The sequence below is a fragment of the Pinirhizobacter sp. genome (assembly GCF_036499745.1).
Lineage (GTDB): Bacteria > Pseudomonadota > Gammaproteobacteria > Xanthomonadales > Rhodanobacteraceae > Pinirhizobacter.
In genome coordinates this window covers 20,102-39,350 of the sequence record NZ_DASYDG010000017.1, presented here as the reverse complement: position 1 = coordinate 39,350, position 19,249 = coordinate 20,102, and the positions used below count along the sequence as shown (strand labels likewise).

Genomic DNA, 19,249 nt, shown 5'->3' with positions numbered 1-19,249 from the left:
AGAAAGGGAAATATCACCCCCAAAAGCGCAAGTTAATGCGCCAGGCCTAAGGAAGAACAAAGGGGGTGGTCCCGGGTGTAAGCCCTTCAGGCCCGCAGGTTGCAGGCGTCGCCGATGATCGCAGGCAAGGTCACACGGAAACGGTGGTCGTTGGCGCGGTACCAGGCCCGGGCATTGCTGCCGATCGCCTGCACCTCGGCATCGCTCATGGCGATGGCACGCTCCACGGCGCGTTCCATGGCTGCTTCGTCAAAGTAGTACGTGGTGGCAAGGCCCTGGCGGCCGGTACCATCGTGGTCGATCAGGATGCCGCGTTCGTCATTGACGAACTCGTTCATCGGCGCGGCATTGAGCGTCATGGTGACGGCGCCCACGCAAAGCGCCTCGCACAGGTAATGGCCGAAGCCTTCGGTTTCCGACGGGCACAGGTGGAAGATGTGCTCGTTCTGCATCTGGACGAGGTCTTCTTCGTCGACGTAGTCAACAACGTGGTTGATATTGGTGGCCGTGCTCACGCGGGCGGCGATGTCCGGATGCTGTACCACGGTAAGCCGCGGCCATTCCGGGTGGCGCTCCCACAGCGCAAGCAAGCGCTCGGTGCCTTTCATCCGGCTGCGGCCGCCAAGGTGGAAAAACGCACGCTGGCGGGTGATATGGCGGCGCAGGCGTTCGGCGTTGGTGAAACCGATCAGCGCCGTGTCACAACCCAGGTCATTGAAGATCGACTGCGCGTGCTGTGTCTTGCACAGCACGGTGTCCACTCCCTGCAACTGGGGCAGGCGGCGGCGGGGGAACCATTCGGGATTGGGGATGAACACATTGCGCCGTGCCAGGCCCATGTAGTCTGGCCGCAGGTGCTCGACCATGATGTTGAGGTCGAACTGTGGCGACGGCACCTTGTTCTGCATCCAGTGCAACACCCGGCGCACGCGCATCACGTGCGATCGCCCAAACGGGCGTGCGCGGCTGCGCTTGAAGAGCGTCATGGTGACCCGGCAGCCGGCCTGGGAAAGCACTTCGTTCAATAGCCGCAGATCGCGGCTCAGGCCCACGCCATTGTCCCAGCCCAGGAGGTTCACATGGGCACCGAACAAGGGCGCCGGGATCCTGTCGAGATCGATGGCGCGAGCGCTGGATTGGCCGATGGGTGCGACTGCCGACATTGAAAGGTCCTGAGGTCCTGTTCTCGCATCCATGCGTGTTGTCAGCATGCCCTGTCGGCATGATGACGAAATTTCAACTCCGTGTCATTAAATTAATTTTCACTTTCGCCTTCGAAGTGTTTTAACTTGAAGCACTTGCAGGTTCCTGCGGTTCCGTCGGGGATGGCAATGCGAGCGCCGCGCCGATGGCAAGCGGCAACCAGGTGAGTAGCCATTCCGGCCGGGGACTCATCAACAGGGCGGGTCCATCCAGTTGCAGGGCCACGGTGGAAAACACCCATAGCCCCAGCACGATGCGTCCCAGCGGGTCGTGCCTGTAGGTCCAGCCTCGACGCAACAAGAGCAACCAGGCGCCGAGCCAGCACAGCAGTGCGGGCACCCCTAGTTCTATGGCGAGGTTGGTGAATAGGTTGTGACTGTGAGTCCACGATTGCGTGCCGATGGTTATCGTGTACGGCGTATCCAGACCCAAACCCCTGAATGGCCGTTCATGAATCATCGCCTGGGCCTGTTCCAGGATCTGCGGCCGATACGACACGCCGCGGGCTTCGAGGATTTTGCGACCCAGTATCAGCGCTGCCGCGCCACCGGCCACCGCCAGCGCGCTGCTGGCCAGCCCTTTCCGGCTGCGATCGAACAGCGGCATCACCAGCATCACCACGAAGATGGCAAGCCATGTACCCCGGCTTAAGGTAAGCCCGGCAAACACGACCAGGCAGCCCAGGCTTACCACCCACAGGATCTGCTCCCAACGGCGCGCCGGAGGAAGCTGGAATAGCCACACGGCCACCGCTCCCATCACGTATCCGGACAGATTGGGGCCATCGAGCATGGCAAAACCGGTGATCCGGTCGGGGAAATCAGTATGGCGATAGGGAAAAGCCAGTATCGCCGCCAGGGCGCCGGCCGCCATGGCATAACCGGCCAGACGTAACAGATTGCGAGCGCCCTCCCCGCCCCGGGCGGCTACCCAGAACAACCAGCCCAGCAGGAAGCCGGCAACCTGCAGCGGGATCTTTACCCGTTCGGCTATGTGATTGCCGCCGGCCCAGGTCAACGACAGGCACGACCAGGCCAGCAACGCCATCACCAGGATTAACTCAGGGGTGTCGCGAACGCGACCAGCCACCCACGCCCACCGACGCGCGGCCAGCCAGAGGGCCGGCAGGAACAACAGCACGGTGACTACATTGTGGTACCAGGAGCTGGCATTGGTCGGGCTGGGTGTCAGCGCCACGCCGACCATCAGCCAGAAAAGGCCCAGGCCGATCACGGCCGTGGGCCAACCGTGCCGCGAGGCCGGGTAAGCAGGTACCGACATCCCAAGCCCCGCGCATGTGAAGGAAACGGACGGGCACTATAGCCCGTCATCCATGCGCGGAGGGTTTGGGCGTTTAGTGGGCGTTCTTTACCGTGGTCTCGAAGAAATTCGCGATCAGGTGGTACACGTGCACCTTCTGGCCGGGCAGGGCCAGGCCATGCTTGCCGCCGGGATAGGTCATCAGCTGGAACTGCGTACCGCGTTTCTGCAGCGCAGCCATGAGCTCGGTGGAATTGAGAAACAGCACGTTGTCGTCAGCCATGCCGTGCACCAGGTACAGGGGCGCGGTGAGGCCATCGAGCCAGTCGAACGGTGCGCTCTTCTTGTAACCGGCGGCATTGTCCTGGGGACGATCGAGGTAGCGCTCGGTGTAGAACGTGTCGTACAGCTTCCAGTCGGTCACCGGTGCCACGGCCACGCCGCCGGCCAGTTCCTTCGAACCCTTCGCCAGCATCATGGTGGTCATGTAGCCGCCATAACTCCAGCCGAACACGCCGATGCGCTTGCCATCCACCCACGACTGGGACTTCAGCCACTTTACGCCGGCGAGCTGGTCCTCGACCTCGGCCACGCCCAGGGTGCGGTAGATCACGTCGGAGAATTTCCGGCCGCGCCGTTCCATGCCGCGGTTATCCAGGGTGAACACCACGAAGCCCTGCTGGGCCATGTATTGCGCGAAGTAGTCACCCCAGCCGCGCGCGACCATCTGCGCCGTCGGGCCGCCATAGTAGGTGTCGAACACCGGGTACTTCTTGGTCGGGTCGAAGTCCTTCGGCTTGTACACCTTGTACCAAAGGTCCTGGCCGTCGCTGGCCTTGATGGTGCCGAACTCCGGCTGCACCAGGGAGTCCTTGTACTTGAACAGCGGGTGGTGCTCGTCGACCTTGTTCTCTTCGATCCAGGTAACGAAGCTGCCGTCGTTCTTGCGGATGGATACCTGCGGCGGCGTGGAGGGATTGGAGAAGTTATCGATGTAGAAGCTGGCGTCCTTGGAGAACTCCGCCATGTGCGAACCGTCGCCCTGGCTGACGCGCGTGGGTTTTTCCGCGGTGCTGCCGTCGAGCTTGAGCGAATACACCTGGCGGTCGGGCACGTAGTCGAAGTTCGAGCTGACATAGGCCAGGCCGGCTTTTTCATCCACGGCAAGGAGGTCGTCGATGTTCCAGTTGCCCTTGCTGATGGCATGCTTGAGCGTGCCATCGATGCCGTAGAGATACAGATGGTGGTAACCGCTGCGCTCGGATCCCCACACGAACGACCGGTTGCCGTCGATGAATTTCAGGTCGTCCAGCACGTTGACCCACGTGTTGCTGTGCTCGGTGACCAGCGTGCGCTGGGCCAGCGACTTCGCATCGACGATCTTCAGGTCCAGCTGGTGCTGGCTGCGCGGCATCACCTGGTAGGTCACGTGTGCGCTGTCGGGTACCCATTCGACGCGGACGAGGTAAATGTCCTTGTCCTTGCCCAGGTCAATCCAGCGGGCGTCGCCGCCGGTGGGCGAGACCAGGCCCAGCTGTACTTCCACGTTGGGATCGCCCGCGGCGGGATAGCGCTGCTCGATCACCTCGGTGCGGTCGGCGTAGAGCTCGGTGCGCTTGGTGATCGGTACGTTCTTCTCGTCGAAACGCTCGAAAGCGATGGCCGAATCGTCCGGCGCCCACCAGTAGCCGGTGGAGCGGTGCATTTCTTCCTGGGCGACGAATTCGGCCTCGGCGTTGTGCACGGTGCCCTTGCCGTCGTGGGTAAGCTGGGTGGCCTTGCCGGTGGCGATATCGATAACGAAGAGGTTCTGGTCGCGCACATACGATACGAATTTTCCCTTCGGGGAAATCTTCGGATCGATCGGGTCGCCGCCGGTCGTCAGTTCATGGGGCTTGGCCGATGCCAGGTCGTACAGGTACAGCTTGCCGCCGATGGGAAACAGCAGGGCCTTGCCGTCCGGCGACCACTGGTAGCTGATGATGCCCTTCAGGCCCGCGGTGCGGGAACGCTCGCGGCGGGCTTTCTCTTCATCGGAGAGCTCCTTGGCCTGCGGCTCGATCTTCTTCGAATCCACCAGCAGCCGCGTGGAGTGATCCTTGAGGTTGTATTCCCACAGGTCGAGCTGGAACTGGTCATCCGCCTTGGCGCGCAGGAAAGTCACCCGCGTGCCATCCGGGGAGATCTTCAGGCCACGCGGCGTGGGGCCACTCAGGCTGCCGCCATCGAAGATGCGTTCGATGGTGAGCTTTTCAGCGGACACGGGCAGGGCAACCACCATCAGGGCAGCAAGGACGAGGGCACGCATGGGTACTCCGGAAGGTGAGGCAAGCCTCCATTAGAGCCCGTCAGGGCCCCGGACGCCAACCGCCAACAGTCATGGCTTTGGGGGCGCCGGAGCGGGCTCGGGCAGGCCCAATTCCCCGGCGAAGAAGGTGAGTGCCAGCGCGGCATCGCCCACCCGCTGGCTGAAGGGGGCCCCGATGCCATGGCCGGCATTCATCCGGGTCAGCAGCAGGATCGGCTGCCCGGACGTCGTGGCGTTCTGAAGGGCCGCGGTGAACTTGCGCGACTGCCACGGCGCCACGCGGGGGTCGTTGGCACCGGTGGTCATCAGCACCGCCGGGTATTTCGTGCCCTTCTTCACCTGCTGCAGGGGGGAATAGGCCAGCGTGGCCTTCGCCTGGGCCGGATCGGCCACCGTGCCGTACTCGCTGATGTTGTAGGGGCCGTTGGCGAAGGCGGTCTCGTGGCGGGGCACGTCATAGATGCCCACCTGGGCCACCACCGCGCGGTAGTCCTCCGGGTGCTGGGTGAGCGCCGCGCCCATCAACAGGCCGCCATTGCTGCCACCGCGGATGCCCAGGTGAGCGGCATCGGTCCAGCCGGTACTCACCAGTGCCTGCGCCGCGGCATGGAAGTCGTCGAAGACATTCTGCTTCTTGAGCTTCTGCCCCTCGGCGTGCCAGTCCTGGCCGAACTCGTTGCCACCGCGGATGTTGGCGTAGGCCAGTACACCGCCGCGCTCGAGCCAGGCCAGGTTCGAACCGATGAAACCCGGGGTGATGGGAATATCAAAGCCGCCATAGCTATACAGGATGGTCGGACGCCTGCCGTTGGCATCGATGCCCTTCATCGAGATCACTGTCACCGGGATCGCCGTGCCGTCCTTCGAAAGGCCCTGCACCCGCTGTACCTGGACGTTGCTGTAGTCGGCAGCGGGTTTGACCTCGAAGACATTGGCCACGGTGCCTGCCTCACCGTCGTACTCCACCCAGCGCTGCGGTGTCGTCCAGCCGCCATAGCTGATGAGCGCCCGGGCCTGGCCGGCCTCGGCCGCCACGCCGCCCACGGTGATGCCGGTTTCGGGCAAGGGCAGGCGTCGCACCAGTTTCGCCTGCGCATCGTATTGCTCGGCCCACCAGTCCGGGCCCCAGCTGCGGGTCACGATGAAGCCATCGGCGAACGGCGATACGTGCTGCAGCGCACCCTTACCCTGAGCCAGTACTGGTTGCACCGCGCCCTCGCCGTCGATCGCCAGCAACTTGCCGCGCGGCGCGCCCTCGAAGCTTTCCACGTACAGCTTCTCGCCCACCCAATGCGCACCGCGCACGTTGGCCTGGTGGCCCAGCACGCGGTTGAAGGCATCGCCCTGTTTAAGGAACACCTCGGCGGCGCCGCCGTCGCCCTCGTTGGCGAGCACGGCCACCTTGCCTTCCGGCGACTGCATCAGGATGTATTCGGCCACCTTGGAATAACCCTGGCCGAACACGACGGGATCCCTGGCCGGATCACTGCCCATGGCGTGATGCGACAGCACGGCGTCGAACTGGCGCACCTGCTGGCCGGGCGGCGGCGGCGCGAAGCGCACGTAGGTCAGGCCCTTCTCGTCCTTGTCCCAGACCACGCCCTGCGGCGTGGTGCCGCCGCCGGCCCAGGGCAGGCTGTCGGGCAGGGTCTTGCCGTTGGTGGTATCGAGCACGTGCAAGGTGGTGAGTTCGCTGCCACCTTCGGCTGTGCCGTAAGCAAGGTAGCGACCGCTGGGCGAGGGCCAGTAACCGGTCATGGCGGTGCCGCCGCCGTTGGCATTGAGATCCACCAGCACCCGCGGCTCGCCCTTCGGCCATGCCTGCGCCATCAGCACCGGCTGGGATTGCGGCGGCGTGTGCTGCATGAAGAACAAGGTACCGCCGGCAAGCATGGGACCTGAGCGCGTGGTCGAGGTGATCGACAGTTGCCTGACCCGCTCGGTCAGCGCCTTGCCGGCCGGGATCGCGGCAATGGTCTTTTCGGTATAGGCGTTCTGCGCCTCGATCCAGGATTTCACTTGCTGGCTGCTGCCGTCTTCCAGCCAGCGCCAGGGATCGTCCACCGATTGCCCGGCCAGGGTTTCGTGCACCGGGTGCCGCACCGTCGGTGGCGGCGCGTTGGCAGCACGGTGTTCGGCGGCGAGGGCATGGCCGGTGAGGGCGAAAGCGAGGGCGCAGGCAAGGACGGCTGGGCGCATGGCGGAATTCGTGGTCGGAAGGAGGCACGAAGACTACGCCGCAGGCACGTGCCCGGGCACCCTGACCACCGGCGCTTGCGGTGCCCGGGCGCTTGGCTATGCTTCAGGGTTTGGCCCGAAGGTTCTTAACGCCATGCGTCCGATGCTCATCGCCCTCCTCGCCGCCTTCGCCGTGGGCCGCGCCTATGCCGCGCCGCTGGACATGGAAACGATCATGGCCGATCCGGACTGGATCGGGCCGCCGGTGGAGAAGCCTTACTTCTCGGTGGATGGCAACAGCATCTACTACCTGCTCAAGCACGACGGCAACAAGATACGCGACCTCTGGCGCGTGCCCGTGCAGGGCGGTACGCCGGCCATGCTCGACCCCGCCGGCCAGGCCCAGGCCGATGGCGATCCGGTGTTTGACAAAACGCACGCGCATGCGGCTTTCGTGCGCCATGGCGACATCTTCTGGCGCGATTTGGGCGCCGGGCGCACGGTGCAGGTCACGCGCAGTGATGAAGGCGAGATTTCACCCCGCTTCATGGTTGATGGTCGGCTGCAGTACCGCGGCGGCGATGATTGGTACATCTACGATCCGCGCACGGGTGTTACGGCAAAAGCGGCCACCCTTAAACCCGGTGATGATCCTGACCAGCGCAAGGACGGCAGCCTCACCGACGATCAGCTGAAGCTGTTCTCCACCCTGCGCGGCATCCGCGCCGACAAGGATGCGCAGCACGCACAGGACCGCGCCCTGGACGCTGCCGATCCCACGCGCGCCGGCCGGCCGTTCTACCTGGGCAAGTCGGTCGCCATCGTCGATACCACCTTGTCGCCCGATGGCCGCTGGATGCTGGTGGTAACTAAGCCCAAGGGCCACGACGACGGCACGGCGCCGAAGATCACCCATTACGTGACCGAATCCGGTTACCCGGAGCCGGAGGACGCGCGTACCTATGTCGGCCGCAACGACGGCGCGCCGCAGTCCCTGGTGTTGCTGGACCTGACCCACCATGCCAGCTTCAATCTCAAGACCGACGCCCTGCCCGGCATCAAGGACGATCCGCTGGCGGAACTTCGCGCCAAGGCCATCGCGCGACTGCGCAAAGCCGGCAAGGACGATGAAGCCGATGCGCTGAAGGCACCGGCGGTGCGTCCGGTCTATGTGAACAGCGAATTCGGCCCCGGGGTGGTGTGGAGCGACGACGGCCAGAATGTCGGCATCCAGCTGCGCGCCTACGACAACAAGGACCGCTGGATCGCGAGCGTTGATTTTTCCTCGCACGCTCTGGTCAGCCAGCATCGCCTCACCGACAAGGCCTGGGTGAACTGGAACTTCAACGACTTCGGCTGGCTGAAGGATGGCCGCACGTTGTGGTACCTGAGCGAGGAAACCGGTTATTCCCAGCTGTACACGAAGCCCGTGGGTGGCAAGGCCACGGCGCTGACCACCGGCAAGTTCGAGGTCAGCCATCCCGCCTTGAGCCCGGATGGTCGCAGCTTCTTCGTGCGCGCCAACCGCGAGGCACCCGTGAGCTACGACATCTACCGCGTGCCATCCGGCGGTGGTTCGATGGAACAGGTGACCCACTTCAAGGGCATGGATGACTTCGTGCTGTCCGGCGATGGCAAGCGCCTGGCCGTGCTGCATTCATCGGCCTATGTTCCCAGCCAGCTGGCCGTGGTGGACGCCAGCGGTGGCACGCCGCGGGAACTCACCGACACGCGCAAGCCCGGCTACAAGGCGATGCAGTGGATCGAGCCTCAGATCGTGCAGGTGCCCTCAAGCCATGGCGCGGGCACGATCTACGCGAAGTACTACGCGGCGCCTGGTAAGGATGCCGCCTCGCGGCCTGCCGTGATCTTCGTGCACGGTGCCGGTTACCTGCAAAACGTGCATCAGTCGTATCCGGTGTATTTCCGTGAACAGATGTTCCACAACCTGCTGGTGCAGCGCGGCTACGTGGTGCTGGACATGGACTACCGCGCGTCGGAAGGCTACGGCCGCGACTGGCGCACGGCGATCTACCGCAACATGGGCCATCCGGAACTGGAAGACCTGCTCGACGGCAAGGCATGGCTGGTCAAGGAACAACATGTCGATGCGCGTCGTGTGGGCATTTATGGCGGCAGCTACGGCGGCTTCATGACCCTGATGGCGCTGTTCCGTGCCCCGGGTGAATTTGCCGCGGGCGCTGCGCTGCGCCCGGTGTCGGACTGGTCGAGCTACAACCAGGAATACACCTCCAACATCCTCAACGATCCGCAGATCGATCCCGAGGCGTACACCACCAGTTCGCCCATCTACTATGCCGACCAGCAGCGCGATCCGCTGTTGATCATGCATGGCCTGATCGACGACAACGTCATGGCCAGCGATTCCATCCGCCTGTACCAGCGGTTGATCGAATTGCATAAGAAGGATTTCTGGATCTCGCTATATCCTATGGAGCGCCATGGGTTCGTGCATGCCGACTCCTGGCACGATGAGTACCGCCGCATCGATGAGTTGTTCCACGACAAACTAGGTCAGTAGCATGGATGCAGCCATCGCCGGGTTCGCGCTCAGTTTCTCGCTGATCCTGGCCATTGGCGCACAGAATGCATTCGTCTTGCGCCAGGGCCTGCGCCGCGAGCACGTGTTCTGGGTATGCCTGGTGTGTGCGTTGTCCGATGCGGCGTTGATCGGTGCCGGCGTACTTGGCTTCTCCAGCGTGATCGATCGCGTGCCGTGGATCGTGCAGGCGATGCGCTGGGTGGGCGCGGCGTTCCTTTTCATCTACGGCGCGCGCAGTTTCTTCACCGCCTGGCACGCGCACGGCGCGCTTTCGCCCGCCGATGCGCCGCCGCGCAAACTGGGCGCCACCCTGGCCGTCTGCCTGGCGCTGACATGGCTGAACCCACACGTATACCTGGATACGCTGTTCCTGATCGGCTCAATCTCCACGCAGTTCCCGGGGCGGCATCTTCAGTTCGCCCTGGGCGCCATGCTGGCGTCGCTAGTGTTCTTCTTCGCCCTCGGCTACGGCTCGGGCCTGCTGCGCCCGGTGTTCGCCAAACCCCGCGCCTGGCAGGTGCTGGAAGTGATCATCGGCGTGGTGATGTGGGTGATCGCAGCGAAGCTGTTGCTGGGGTGACAGCACAGTCAGTGATGCTGTCCGCTCGGCTTCTAATGCTGAGACTGTTGCTTTGCTCTGCCTAGTTCCAGTGAGGTTGTGAATCCCAGTCCGGTGAAAATCCCATTGTTGCTGGATCGATGTTCGGATGGGCAGTGATCAGGGCGCGAAGCCGAACGTGCCAATCGGTAGTGAGTTCTATGCGCGCGAGTAACGCAACGATGACAACGGCTCGCGCCGCAAATGTCCGCTGAGCATTTGGAATGGTTGGCCACGCGTGTTCCAACTGCCTTGCTTTCATTGGTGCATTCACGGCGAGGTTGCTGTTCCAAAGTCTGGCGTGATGCGCGCAAATGTTTCGTAATGTGTTTAATGATTGTCCATCCCTAGACAAAATAAGACCCCTGGTGCGCAGTACGGGATGAATCCCGTCCGAGGCGTGGGGTCTATGATTGATGCCAATTGTACGAAAACGTACCTGACAGCACAACCTTCAAGCCGCGAAGTAGCGTCCTGGCGGCGTGCCGTAGGCCTTGCGAAACATCGCCACGAACGCACTGACAGTGGCGTAGCCAAGTGCGTCGGCGACGTCGCTTACGCGCATGCCGCGGGCAAGGTGCTCCAGTGCGCGCGATAGCTTCGCCTGTTGACGCCATTGCGCGAAGCTGCAGCCGGTTTCGTCGCGAAACAGGCGGGTGAGCGTGCGCGTGGACACGCCGCTGGCCTGCGCCCATTCGTCGACACCGCGCGCGTCGTCGGGATGTTCAATGATGGTGGTGACCATCTTCTGAAGCCGGCGGTCGGTCGGCATGGGCAGGTGCATCGGTTCCACCGGCGCGCGGCGGATTTCGTCCACCAGCACGGCCATCACGCGTTGCTGCTCGTCGTTGAGCTCTGCCTGGTCGGTCCAGGTGCTGGCGCGAAGCACCAGTGAACGAAGCAGGTCGTTGACGCCCACGACGCAGGCATGGATGGGCAGGCAATGCGCCATGTGAGGCGCGACGAACAGCCCCCACCCACGGCTGGGGCCGGTGATCCGGATCGTGTGCTCGGCACCGGGAGGCAACCAGCCGGCGCGACCGGGCGGAAGCATCCAGGATCCTTGCCGTGTCTCAGATACAAACAACCCGCGCTCGACGTAGAACAACTGTCCACGTACGTGGCTATGCCAGCCCTTCTCCACCCGTGGAAGATCGCCTTCAGCCTGGTAGGCAATCAGAGGTGGCCCGTCGGCGCGTTCGAGTGCATCCATGAGGTCGTGGTGGAGCATGTCGTGGCATTTCCGGCGGTCGCGTGAGGGTAACGCGGCGGCATTGTGCAGCTAAGAATGGGCTGAACGGTTGACGGTTCGCATCATGAATTCATCAAACAGCGGCACGGTAAACTCGGTGTCGCCGTGGGCCGGACTGAAGATCATTCCTTTCTTGATCAGTCCATTCCTCAAGGGCGCCACTGTCTGGACATCCGCACCCATGAGGTCAGCGACTTCCCCGGAGCGTTGCCTGCCGGGCCCAAGCCGGGCAAGTGCAATCATATATTCCTTCTCGCGCGGGGTCGTTCGGTCCAGTCGGACACGGAAGAAGCTGGCATCCAGCCGCGCAAGCGATTGTTGCGTGGCAACCTTGACCACATCAACCCCGATCGGCGATTCCGTCGCGAGATTCCACGTCTGGTATGCCCATTCCTGCAGGAAGTATGGATAGCCTTTGGTCACACGCGCGATTTCGCCGATCGCCTCATCGGTAAAGGCGACGTTCTCCTGTCTCGCCGGCGCCTGCAGCGCGTCGGCCAGCTGCGCATCGTCCAATGGACCGAGCTCCGGAAAGTCGAATAACCGCTCGGCGTACGATTTGGATTTGCCTGCGTGGCCAACGAGCTGCGGAAGTCCCGCACCGATCAGTACGAGAGGAAGTTGTTTTTGCGCGATGCGATGCATGGCCATGATCAAGGCGCTCAACTCGACTTCCTTCAGGTACTGAAGTTCGTCCAGCACCAGGGCCACGGCCGTGTTCCTTTCCCTGGCCGCCTCGCCAATGGCCAGAAAGAGATCGGAAAGATCAGACTCGATGTCACCGCTGTCAGCGGTGCCCGCCTCGGGGTCGACATCGATCCCTAGCTCGATATCGCTGATCTTCACCTTCACGCTGCCGACGAAGCTGCGCAGGACGCGGAGGCTGCGCTTGACCTTCTGGCTAAGGCCGGCCATGGCATCGAGCTTGTAGACCAGCCGCCGAAGCTCGGGCACCAGCAGGGCGGGCAACGATTTGCCCTCATGGGCCTCGACGAATACCACACGGAAACCATCGTCCTCGGCGATCTGGGCGATGCGGTTAAGTAGCACCGTCTTGCCCACGCCGCGGAGGCCTACCAACAGAAAGCTTTTCTCTGGTCTACCGGCCTTGATCCTGCCAAGGGTTACCGCCGCCCTTGCCAGCAGGGCCTCACGGCCGGCGAGTTCCGGCGGCGGCGCGCCGGCCCCGGGTGAAAAGGGGTTTCGGATGGGGTCCATAGATAAGAAGTTTAGTAAGGTTTATCAAAGTATATAGGAATCTTCATATACATTGATAAACTCCCACCATTTGCCCGTAACCGAGCCAAACCCCGTTCAAGCGCCGCCGACTTCAGGCACTGGCGAGGGGAACGACCGTCGTGGACGCTGCTGAACCGGATCAACAAAGGCGTGGCCATGGCGTTCGATAGGCGAGCAAGCGCGGAACTCCGGTTCGCTCCACGACGGGCGGCCCCTGCGTTCGCGATCCTTGCGTTCATCACCACCGCCGGGCTGCATGCTTCGACACTTCCCGTGCGCCAGTCATTCGACATCCAGGTGCCCTGGGTACCCCAGCCTGCCGTGCTCGGGACCAAGACCGAGCTTGTTTACGAGCTGCAACTGACCAATTTTTCCGAAGATATCCTCGAGCTGGAAAGCGTTGACGCGTTGGATGAGGCGACAGGCACTGCCCTGGGCCATCTCGATGGAAAGACGCTGGATGATGCCGTCGGCCAGGTCCAGCGCACGCCGGCGAAACGATCGGTCGCGCCCGGCGGGCACGCCACGATCTACCTCTCGCTGCCGGCTCCACCCCAGGGCGAGGCCATCAGGCACAGGATCGAGTACTCAGTCGCCGGAACTACCCAACACTTCACCGTGGGTGGCGGCAGATTCACTCCGCGCCCGGCAAATCCGGTGGCACTGGGTCCGCCCTTGCGCGGTGGCCCGTGGGTGGCGATCTACGATGCCTCGTGGGAGCGCGGCCATCGCCGCGTGCTCTATGCCGTGGACGGCAGCGTGCACCTGCCCGGCCGTTTCGCCATCGACTGGATCAAGGTGGATGCGAACGGCGCCCACGCCAGCGGCGATGCCAGCAAGCCTGCCAACTGGTTCGGCTACGGGGCCGACGTGCTTGCAGTCGCTGACGCGACCGTGGCCGCGACCCGCGATGACGTCGCCGAGCCCGGCGTAGTGGCGCCGGGGCCATCGCGTGTGCCCATGGGCGATGCCACCGGCAACTATGTGTCGCTGAACCTGGGCGACGGCCGCTTCGTTTTCTTCGAACACCTTCAGCCTGGCAGCGTGCGCGTGCATCCGGGGCAGCACGTGCACCGCGGCGATGTGATCGGCAGGCTCGGTTTCACCGGGCAGTCCACCGGGCCGCACCTGCACATGCATGTCGCCGATGCCAATACGCCATTGGCCGCGGAAGGGCTTCCCTACGCCATGCAAGGTTTTCGCGTAGACGGGAAATTTCCGTCGATCGAAGCGTTCGGCAGCGGCCAGGCATGGACGCGCGGCAAGGCAGCGAACCGGGCGCCGGGGATGCCAGGCCCCATGGAGGTAGTGACCTTCCCTGGCCGATAGTTTCCGCAGGATGCAGCGCCCAACCATGCGCCACATCGGGCTTCCGTTTACTGACCAGCCACTGGCGCAAGGGACGGCGGCAATCCGAAGAACGGCAGCACATGATTCTCGAAGCGGATCATGGCGCAGATTCGGTCGCCACGAATGGCAAGCGCGACCAGGCCTGTTCCGCGCACGATGCCATCCGGACCAGGAACGTAAATGCCGAATGCCGGTTGCCCGTTGGCGCGCGTTTGCACCAGGGTAAACTTCCGGCCCGAACCGAACACGATGGCGAGAAAGCGCGCCACGACATCACGGCCTTCATATTCCAGTGGCATCGGTGGCATCGACATGAAGACGTCGTCGGTCAGCAGGGCAACCAGCGCGTCCAGATCGGACGCCTCATAGGCGCTGACGAACTTCGCCACGATCGCATCCTCCTGCGGCGAGCCGGCAACGGGCGGTGGTTCGCCGCCAACGCTCGAAGGCGAACGCAGCTTCAGGCTTGCCCGCGCCCGTTTGAGCGCGCTGTTGGCTGATTCGACCGTTGAGTCGAGCATGCCGGCCACCTCTTTTGCCTCGAAGCCCAGCACATCGCGCAAGATGAGCACGGCAAGTTGACGGGGCGGAAGCAACTGCAGCGCCGTGACGAAGGCCAGCGAGATCGATTGAGTCTGCTCGTAACGCACCTCCGAGCCGTAAGGTGCGGCAAACCCATGCACGTGCTGCGAATCGGGAAAAGGCTCAAGCCAGGGCACCTCTCCCAGCCCGGTCGGCTCCGGCGGCTCGATACCAGGAATGTTCCACGCCTTGGCCGGTCGTCGGTTGGCCGTACGAATGACATTGAGGCACCGGTTAGTGGCAATGCGATAGAGCCAGGTACGAAGCGAGGCACGTTGCTCGAAGCCCCGCAGGCCCTGCCATGCGGTCAGCAGCGTGTCTTGCAGGGCATCTTCGGCCTCCTGGAAGCATCCGAGCATGCGGTAACAGTGCGCCTGTAGCTCTCGTACATGAGGTTGGGTCAATTCCCGGAATGCGCCGCCGTCCCCGGTCCGCGCTCTTGAGAACACATCGGCTGTCATCACGCCTGCCATTTGCTTCACCCTGGTCTGCGCATCGTCGCATCAATTCCTTATGGACACCGACGAAGGCCCGAACTGGGCGGTGGGAGGCCGCCCAGTTTCCCTTTGTCGCGGTGTCTGCATCACGGACGGACCCGATACCCGGGATACCGGCATGACGAAGGGATCTCAAAAATGATGCTCAAAGACAAGATTGCGGTGGTTTATGGAGCCGGCGGTGCCATCGGCGGTGCAGTCGCGCGTGCCTTCGCCAGCGAGGGCGCCACAGTGTTCCTCACCGGGCGGGCCCGCGCACCGGTTGAAGCGGTTGCACGGGACATTGTTGCCGCCGGCGGGTCCGCCACCGTGGCTGAGGTGGACGCGCTGGACGAGCAGGCCGTGGACCGGCACCTGCAGTCCGTGATCGATGAGGCAGGCCGCGTGGATATTTCGTTCAACGCGGTAGGGGTGCCGGACTCAGGCATCGTGGGCGTCCCGCTGATCGACCTGGATGCCGGGAAATTCTCCCTGCCGATAACGGCCTATACCACCTCGTACTTCCTTACCGCGCGGCTGGCCGCCCGGCGGATGGTCGTGAATAAATCGGGCGTGATCATGACCGTTACCTCACTGCCTGCGCGCGCGGGCAGCACGTCGGTGGGAGGTTACGGCCCGGCCCACGCGGCCAAGGAGGCTCTCACGCGTTCCCTGTCGGCCGAACTTGCACCCCATGGCATACGCGTCGTTGGCCTGCGACCCCACGGCATTCCTGAGACGGAATCAATGAAGGAGGTCTTTGAACTCAAGGCAAAGGGATCGGGCATGACCTGGGAGCAATTCCAGGGATATCTTGCAAGCACGACTCATCCACGGCGGGTCATGAGGCTTGCCGAAGTGGCCAACATGGCCGCCTTCATGGCGTCCGACAAGGCGAGCGGCATGACCGGCACTACCGTCAACCTGACCATGGGCAGCCTGGATGACTAGCGGGGGAATCACGCCGTGGTTGTTACTCTCGCTGCTCGATGTCCAGCGCCAAAACTATCTCACGACCACGGGAATTCACCCGGATTCGGAGGTTTAAAAGCCATGAGCACGTCGAACAACAACGAACACAACGACACGCAGCCCGCCATGGAAACGCCGCCGGTGGTGGGCCCGCAGGCGTGGGAGATAGCCTGGCGGCAGCTTCTGGCGAAGGAAAAAGCCCACGCCCACGCCCGTGATGCCCTGGCCGCGGAGCGCCGGCGCATGCCGTGGATGGCCGTGGATAAGGGTTACGCATTCGAGGGACCTTCCGGCAAGGTAAGTCTGCTCGACTTGTTCGACGGTCGTCGACAACTGATTGTTTACCGCGCCTTCTTCGAACCTGGCGTGCACGGCTGGCCCGACCACGCGTGCCGTGGCTGCTCACTGGGCGCCGACCAGGTTGCCCACCTCGCCCACCTCAACGCCCGCGATACGACGCTGGTATTTGCCTCGCGCGCACCACAGGCGGACATCGCGCGGCTCAAGGCGCGGATGGGTTGGGACATTCCCTGGTTCACCATCACCGATAGCTTCGACGTCGACTTCGGCGTAGATGAGTGGCACGGGCACAACGTGTTCTATCGCGACGGCGACAAGGCGTTTCGCACTTACTTCGTCAACAACCGCGGCGACGAGCAGATGGGTGGCACCTGGAACTACCTGGACATCACGCCGCTGGGCCGACAGGAAGTTTGGGAGGACTCGCCCGAAGGCTATCCGCAGACGCCGACTTACAAGTGGTGGAACTGGCACGACAATTACGTCGAAGGTGCCACGCCTGACAAGAAGTGGGTGGAGGTATCCGACGTTGGCGAGGCTGCGTTCCGAAATAAAGACGGTACGGCCAACCCATAAACCCGAACTTGGCCGATTAACGACATAACTTGGCCGCATACCGATATCAGAACATCCCCAGACGAGCGTAGCCTTTGCGACGCTCACCCGTCGGCAAGCGCTCCTCGTCCCCACCGAAGGATGGTCTTGATGAATGTCCTGCACCTGCCGGCTCGTGAGCCGGCTCCTGACGTCGAGGCGCTGGCGACTTTCGTCGCCTGCGCCCACGCCATGCTTGATCCCTCCACACCCGAGGCTACCCGCCGCGCGGTCGAGGCCCGACTGCTGGAACAACTGCCAACCGTGAAGGCGCTTGGCGTGTTCGAACTGTTCGATGTGCGCGATCCGGCGCTCGGCCAGCTGATTGCCGACGAACTGGAGGCGGACACCAACGCCAGCTGAATGCTGCGATGCAATAACTATGTGACGAACATATATTTGCCTTGACAACTATATTTTCGGCAATAGAATACGCGACATGATCTCTCCCACCTGCCCCTATCCACCCCAGCTGGACAGCGTCGGCCTGCTTATCAGCATGGTCCGGGGCGAGTTGGTGCGAGGCCTGGAGCGGGCCCTGGCCGACCTGGGCCTGGACCTGCGCTACACCCAGTTCCTGGTGATAAAGCGCCTGGCTGCCTGTGGCCCGATGTCGGCCACGGAATTGGCGCGGGCTTCGGAACTGGACGGGGGCGCCATGACGCGGCTGCTCGATCAGCTGGAGACCAAGGGCTACTTGCGCCGGCGTCCGCATGAACAGGACCGCCGCGCCTTGCGCATCGAGCTTACCGAGGCCGGCGAAGCGATCTGGACCCATATGAGCTCCGCCCACAAGGCCATGCTTGAAGACGCGCAGCGCGAGCTTTCAGATGAAGAACGCGCACGGCTTCGTGATTACCTGCAGCGCATGCTTGGCGTGCTTCGCGATAAAGACTGAACTTCTGCTTAGGCAAACACTTATGCGTCCGTACCTACTCGCGGCGTCCACTGCGCTGCTCCTGGCCCTTGCTGGCTGCGCCTCCATGGGGGGTTTGCACCCGGAAGGCCAGCTCACCGAACCATCGTCGCTGCATGGCGAGAAGGCCCTTGCCGACATCAAGGTGTCACCGGCCGCATGGCCCGTGACCGACTGGTGGACCAGCTTGGGCGACGATCAGCTCAGCGCCCTGATCAACGAGGGCCTGAAGGGCAATCCGGACCTCGCCACCGCCGATGCGCGCGCTCGTCAGGCCGCCGCGCAGGCTGGTGCCGCAGACGCCGCGCGCGCGCCGACGCTCAATGCAGGCGCTTCGGTCGCCGGTGCACGATTGCCGAGCAACCTGATTCCGTCGCCCATCGGCGGGGTGTTCACCTGGACCCCGTACGGCTACGCCAGCTTCAACTGGGACCTCGACCTCTGGGGCGGCAAGCGCGCCTCGTGGGAAGCGGCACTGGGCAAGGCGCGCGCCGCCGAAGTAGACGCCAGGGCGGCACGAATTCTCGTCAGCACGAATATTGCCCGCGCCTACGTGCAGCTGGGTTACGCCTTCGCCCAACAGGACGTGGCCAAGGCGGAGCTTGACCGCTCCAACCAGTCGCGCAAGCTCACCGGCCAGCGTGTCGCCGCAGGCGTGGATAGCCAGCTTCAGCTCAAGCAGGACGATGCACTGGTAGCCAGTGCGCAGCAGCAGCTGGCGGTGGCCGACCACGCGGTAGAAACAGCGCGGACCCAGCTTGCGATGCTGCTGGGCCAGGGCCCGGACCGCGGCCTGTTGATCGAGCGTCCGCATCCGCTCAATGCATTGGCCATCGAAGTACCGGACAACCTCCCCGCCGATCTCGTCGGCCGGCGCGCCGACCTCGTCGCCGCGCGCTGGCGCGTGGAAGCGGCCAGCCACGGCATCACCGCGGCGAAGGCGGAATTCCTGCCCAACGTCACGCTTGGCGCGATGGCGGGCCTGGCCAGTGGCGGCGGCAAGAACCTATTCAGTGCGCAGTCGCTGTTCTACGAAGTGGCACCGGCGATCAGCCTGCCGATCTTCGACGGTGGCCGTCGCCGCGCGAACCTGGCGGACGTCGATGCCGAATACGACATCGCCGTGGCCCAGTACAACAAGGTGCTGGTGGAAGCTTTCAACGGCATCGCCGACGACCTCACCGGCTTGGGCTCGCTCGATACCCAGATCGCCGCCGAGCAGCGTTCGATGGACGCCGCCAGCCAGGCCTATGACCTTGCCCAGCAACGCTACAAGGCCGGTGTCGGCAACTACCTGGAAGCACTGACCGTGCGCCAGCAGTTGCTGGTGGCCCAGCAGCGCATGGCGGCCCTCGTGGCCCAGCGCGTGGATCTTTCCGTCCAACTCATCCAGGCCCTCGGTGGCGGCTTCAATGTTGCGCCCACCGATATGCCCAACCACGTTCAATCCTAAGGCTG

At 63.6% G+C, this 19,249-nt stretch carries 15 protein-coding genes; 8 read left to right on the top strand and 7 right to left on the bottom strand.

The window, feature by feature from the left end; all coding sequences use genetic code 11:
* Window positions 1-86: 86 nt before the first annotated feature.
* The 4 genes from VGM61_RS06110 to VGM61_RS06095 all read right to left on the bottom strand — a co-directional run bounded on the left by VGM61_RS06110 (window position 87) and on the right by VGM61_RS06095 (window position 6,970).
* The gene (locus tag VGM61_RS06110; RefSeq protein ID WP_331521853.1) at window positions 87-1,163 is read right to left on the bottom strand and encodes a glycosyl transferase family 1; all 1,077 of its coding nucleotides are present in this window, start codon (window positions 1,161-1,163) and stop codon (window positions 87-89) included.
* Window positions 1,164-1,284: 121 nt separating this feature from the next.
* The gene (locus tag VGM61_RS06105) at window positions 1,285-2,484 is read right to left on the bottom strand and encodes an O-antigen ligase family protein (RefSeq protein WP_331521852.1); all 1,200 of its coding nucleotides are present in this window, start codon (window positions 2,482-2,484) and stop codon (window positions 1,285-1,287) included.
* Window positions 2,485-2,557: 73 nt separating this feature from the next.
* A complete protein-coding gene (locus VGM61_RS06100; RefSeq protein ID WP_331521851.1) occupies window positions 2,558-4,771 on the bottom strand; it encodes a S9 family peptidase in 2,214 nt (737 codons plus the stop codon).
* Window positions 4,772-4,840: 69 nt separating this feature from the next.
* Window positions 4,841-6,970, bottom strand: a complete 2,130-nt coding sequence (locus VGM61_RS06095; RefSeq protein ID WP_331521850.1) for a prolyl oligopeptidase family serine peptidase — start codon at window positions 6,968-6,970, stop codon at window positions 4,841-4,843.
* A gap of 133 nt (window positions 6,971-7,103) precedes the next feature.
* Between VGM61_RS06095 and VGM61_RS06090 the strand changes: the two genes are divergently transcribed.
* The gene (locus VGM61_RS06090) at window positions 7,104-9,491 is read left to right on the top strand and encodes a S9 family peptidase (protein WP_331521849.1); all 2,388 of its coding nucleotides are present in this window, start codon (window positions 7,104-7,106) and stop codon (window positions 9,489-9,491) included.
* 1 nt (window position 9,492) lies between these two features.
* Entirely contained in the window at window positions 9,493-10,092 is a 600-nt protein-coding gene (locus VGM61_RS06085) for a LysE/ArgO family amino acid transporter (RefSeq protein WP_331521848.1), read from the top strand.
* Window positions 10,093-10,564: 472 nt separating this feature from the next.
* Here the strand turns inward: VGM61_RS06085 and VGM61_RS06080 are convergent, their stop codons facing one another.
* Both VGM61_RS06080 and VGM61_RS06075 read right to left on the bottom strand, forming a co-directional pair.
* Window positions 10,565-11,341 (bottom strand): helix-turn-helix transcriptional regulator, encoded by a 777-nt coding sequence (locus tag VGM61_RS06080; protein ID WP_331521847.1) that lies wholly within the window; start codon window positions 11,339-11,341, stop codon window positions 10,565-10,567.
* Window positions 11,342-11,392: 51 nt separating this feature from the next.
* On the bottom strand, window positions 11,393-12,580 hold the full coding sequence (locus VGM61_RS06075) for an ATP-binding protein (RefSeq protein ID WP_331521846.1): 1,188 nt from the start codon (window positions 12,578-12,580) through the stop codon (window positions 11,393-11,395).
* Between the two features lie 177 nt (window positions 12,581-12,757).
* On the opposite strand from VGM61_RS06075, the gene VGM61_RS06070 reads away from it, so the two are divergent.
* A complete protein-coding gene (locus VGM61_RS06070; protein ID WP_331521845.1) occupies window positions 12,758-13,930 on the top strand; it encodes a M23 family metallopeptidase in 1,173 nt (390 codons plus the stop codon).
* A gap of 47 nt (window positions 13,931-13,977) precedes the next feature.
* Here VGM61_RS06070 and VGM61_RS06065 read toward each other — a convergent pair whose 3' ends face one another.
* A complete protein-coding gene (locus VGM61_RS06065; RefSeq protein ID WP_331521844.1) occupies window positions 13,978-15,006 on the bottom strand; it encodes a sigma-70 family RNA polymerase sigma factor in 1,029 nt (342 codons plus the stop codon).
* Window positions 15,007-15,168: 162 nt separating this feature from the next.
* Between VGM61_RS06065 and VGM61_RS06060 the strand changes: the two genes are divergently transcribed.
* The 5 genes from VGM61_RS06060 (at window position 15,169) to VGM61_RS06040 (ending at window position 19,244) form a co-directional block, all read left to right on the top strand.
* On the top strand, window positions 15,169-15,960 hold the full coding sequence (locus VGM61_RS06060) for an SDR family oxidoreductase (RefSeq protein WP_331521843.1): 792 nt from the start codon (window positions 15,169-15,171) through the stop codon (window positions 15,958-15,960).
* A gap of 102 nt (window positions 15,961-16,062) precedes the next feature.
* The gene (locus VGM61_RS06055) at window positions 16,063-16,857 is read left to right on the top strand and encodes a DUF899 domain-containing protein (RefSeq protein ID WP_331521842.1); all 795 of its coding nucleotides are present in this window, start codon (window positions 16,063-16,065) and stop codon (window positions 16,855-16,857) included.
* A 129-nt stretch (window positions 16,858-16,986) separates the two neighbouring features.
* Window positions 16,987-17,238, top strand: a complete 252-nt coding sequence (locus VGM61_RS06050) for a hypothetical protein (protein ID WP_331521841.1) — start codon at window positions 16,987-16,989, stop codon at window positions 17,236-17,238.
* A gap of 76 nt (window positions 17,239-17,314) precedes the next feature.
* The gene (locus tag VGM61_RS06045; RefSeq protein ID WP_331521840.1) at window positions 17,315-17,773 is read left to right on the top strand and encodes a MarR family winged helix-turn-helix transcriptional regulator; all 459 of its coding nucleotides are present in this window, start codon (window positions 17,315-17,317) and stop codon (window positions 17,771-17,773) included.
* Window positions 17,774-17,795: 22 nt separating this feature from the next.
* The gene (locus tag VGM61_RS06040) at window positions 17,796-19,244 is read left to right on the top strand and encodes an efflux transporter outer membrane subunit (RefSeq protein ID WP_331521839.1); all 1,449 of its coding nucleotides are present in this window, start codon (window positions 17,796-17,798) and stop codon (window positions 19,242-19,244) included.
* Window positions 19,245-19,249: the final 5 nt, after the last annotated feature.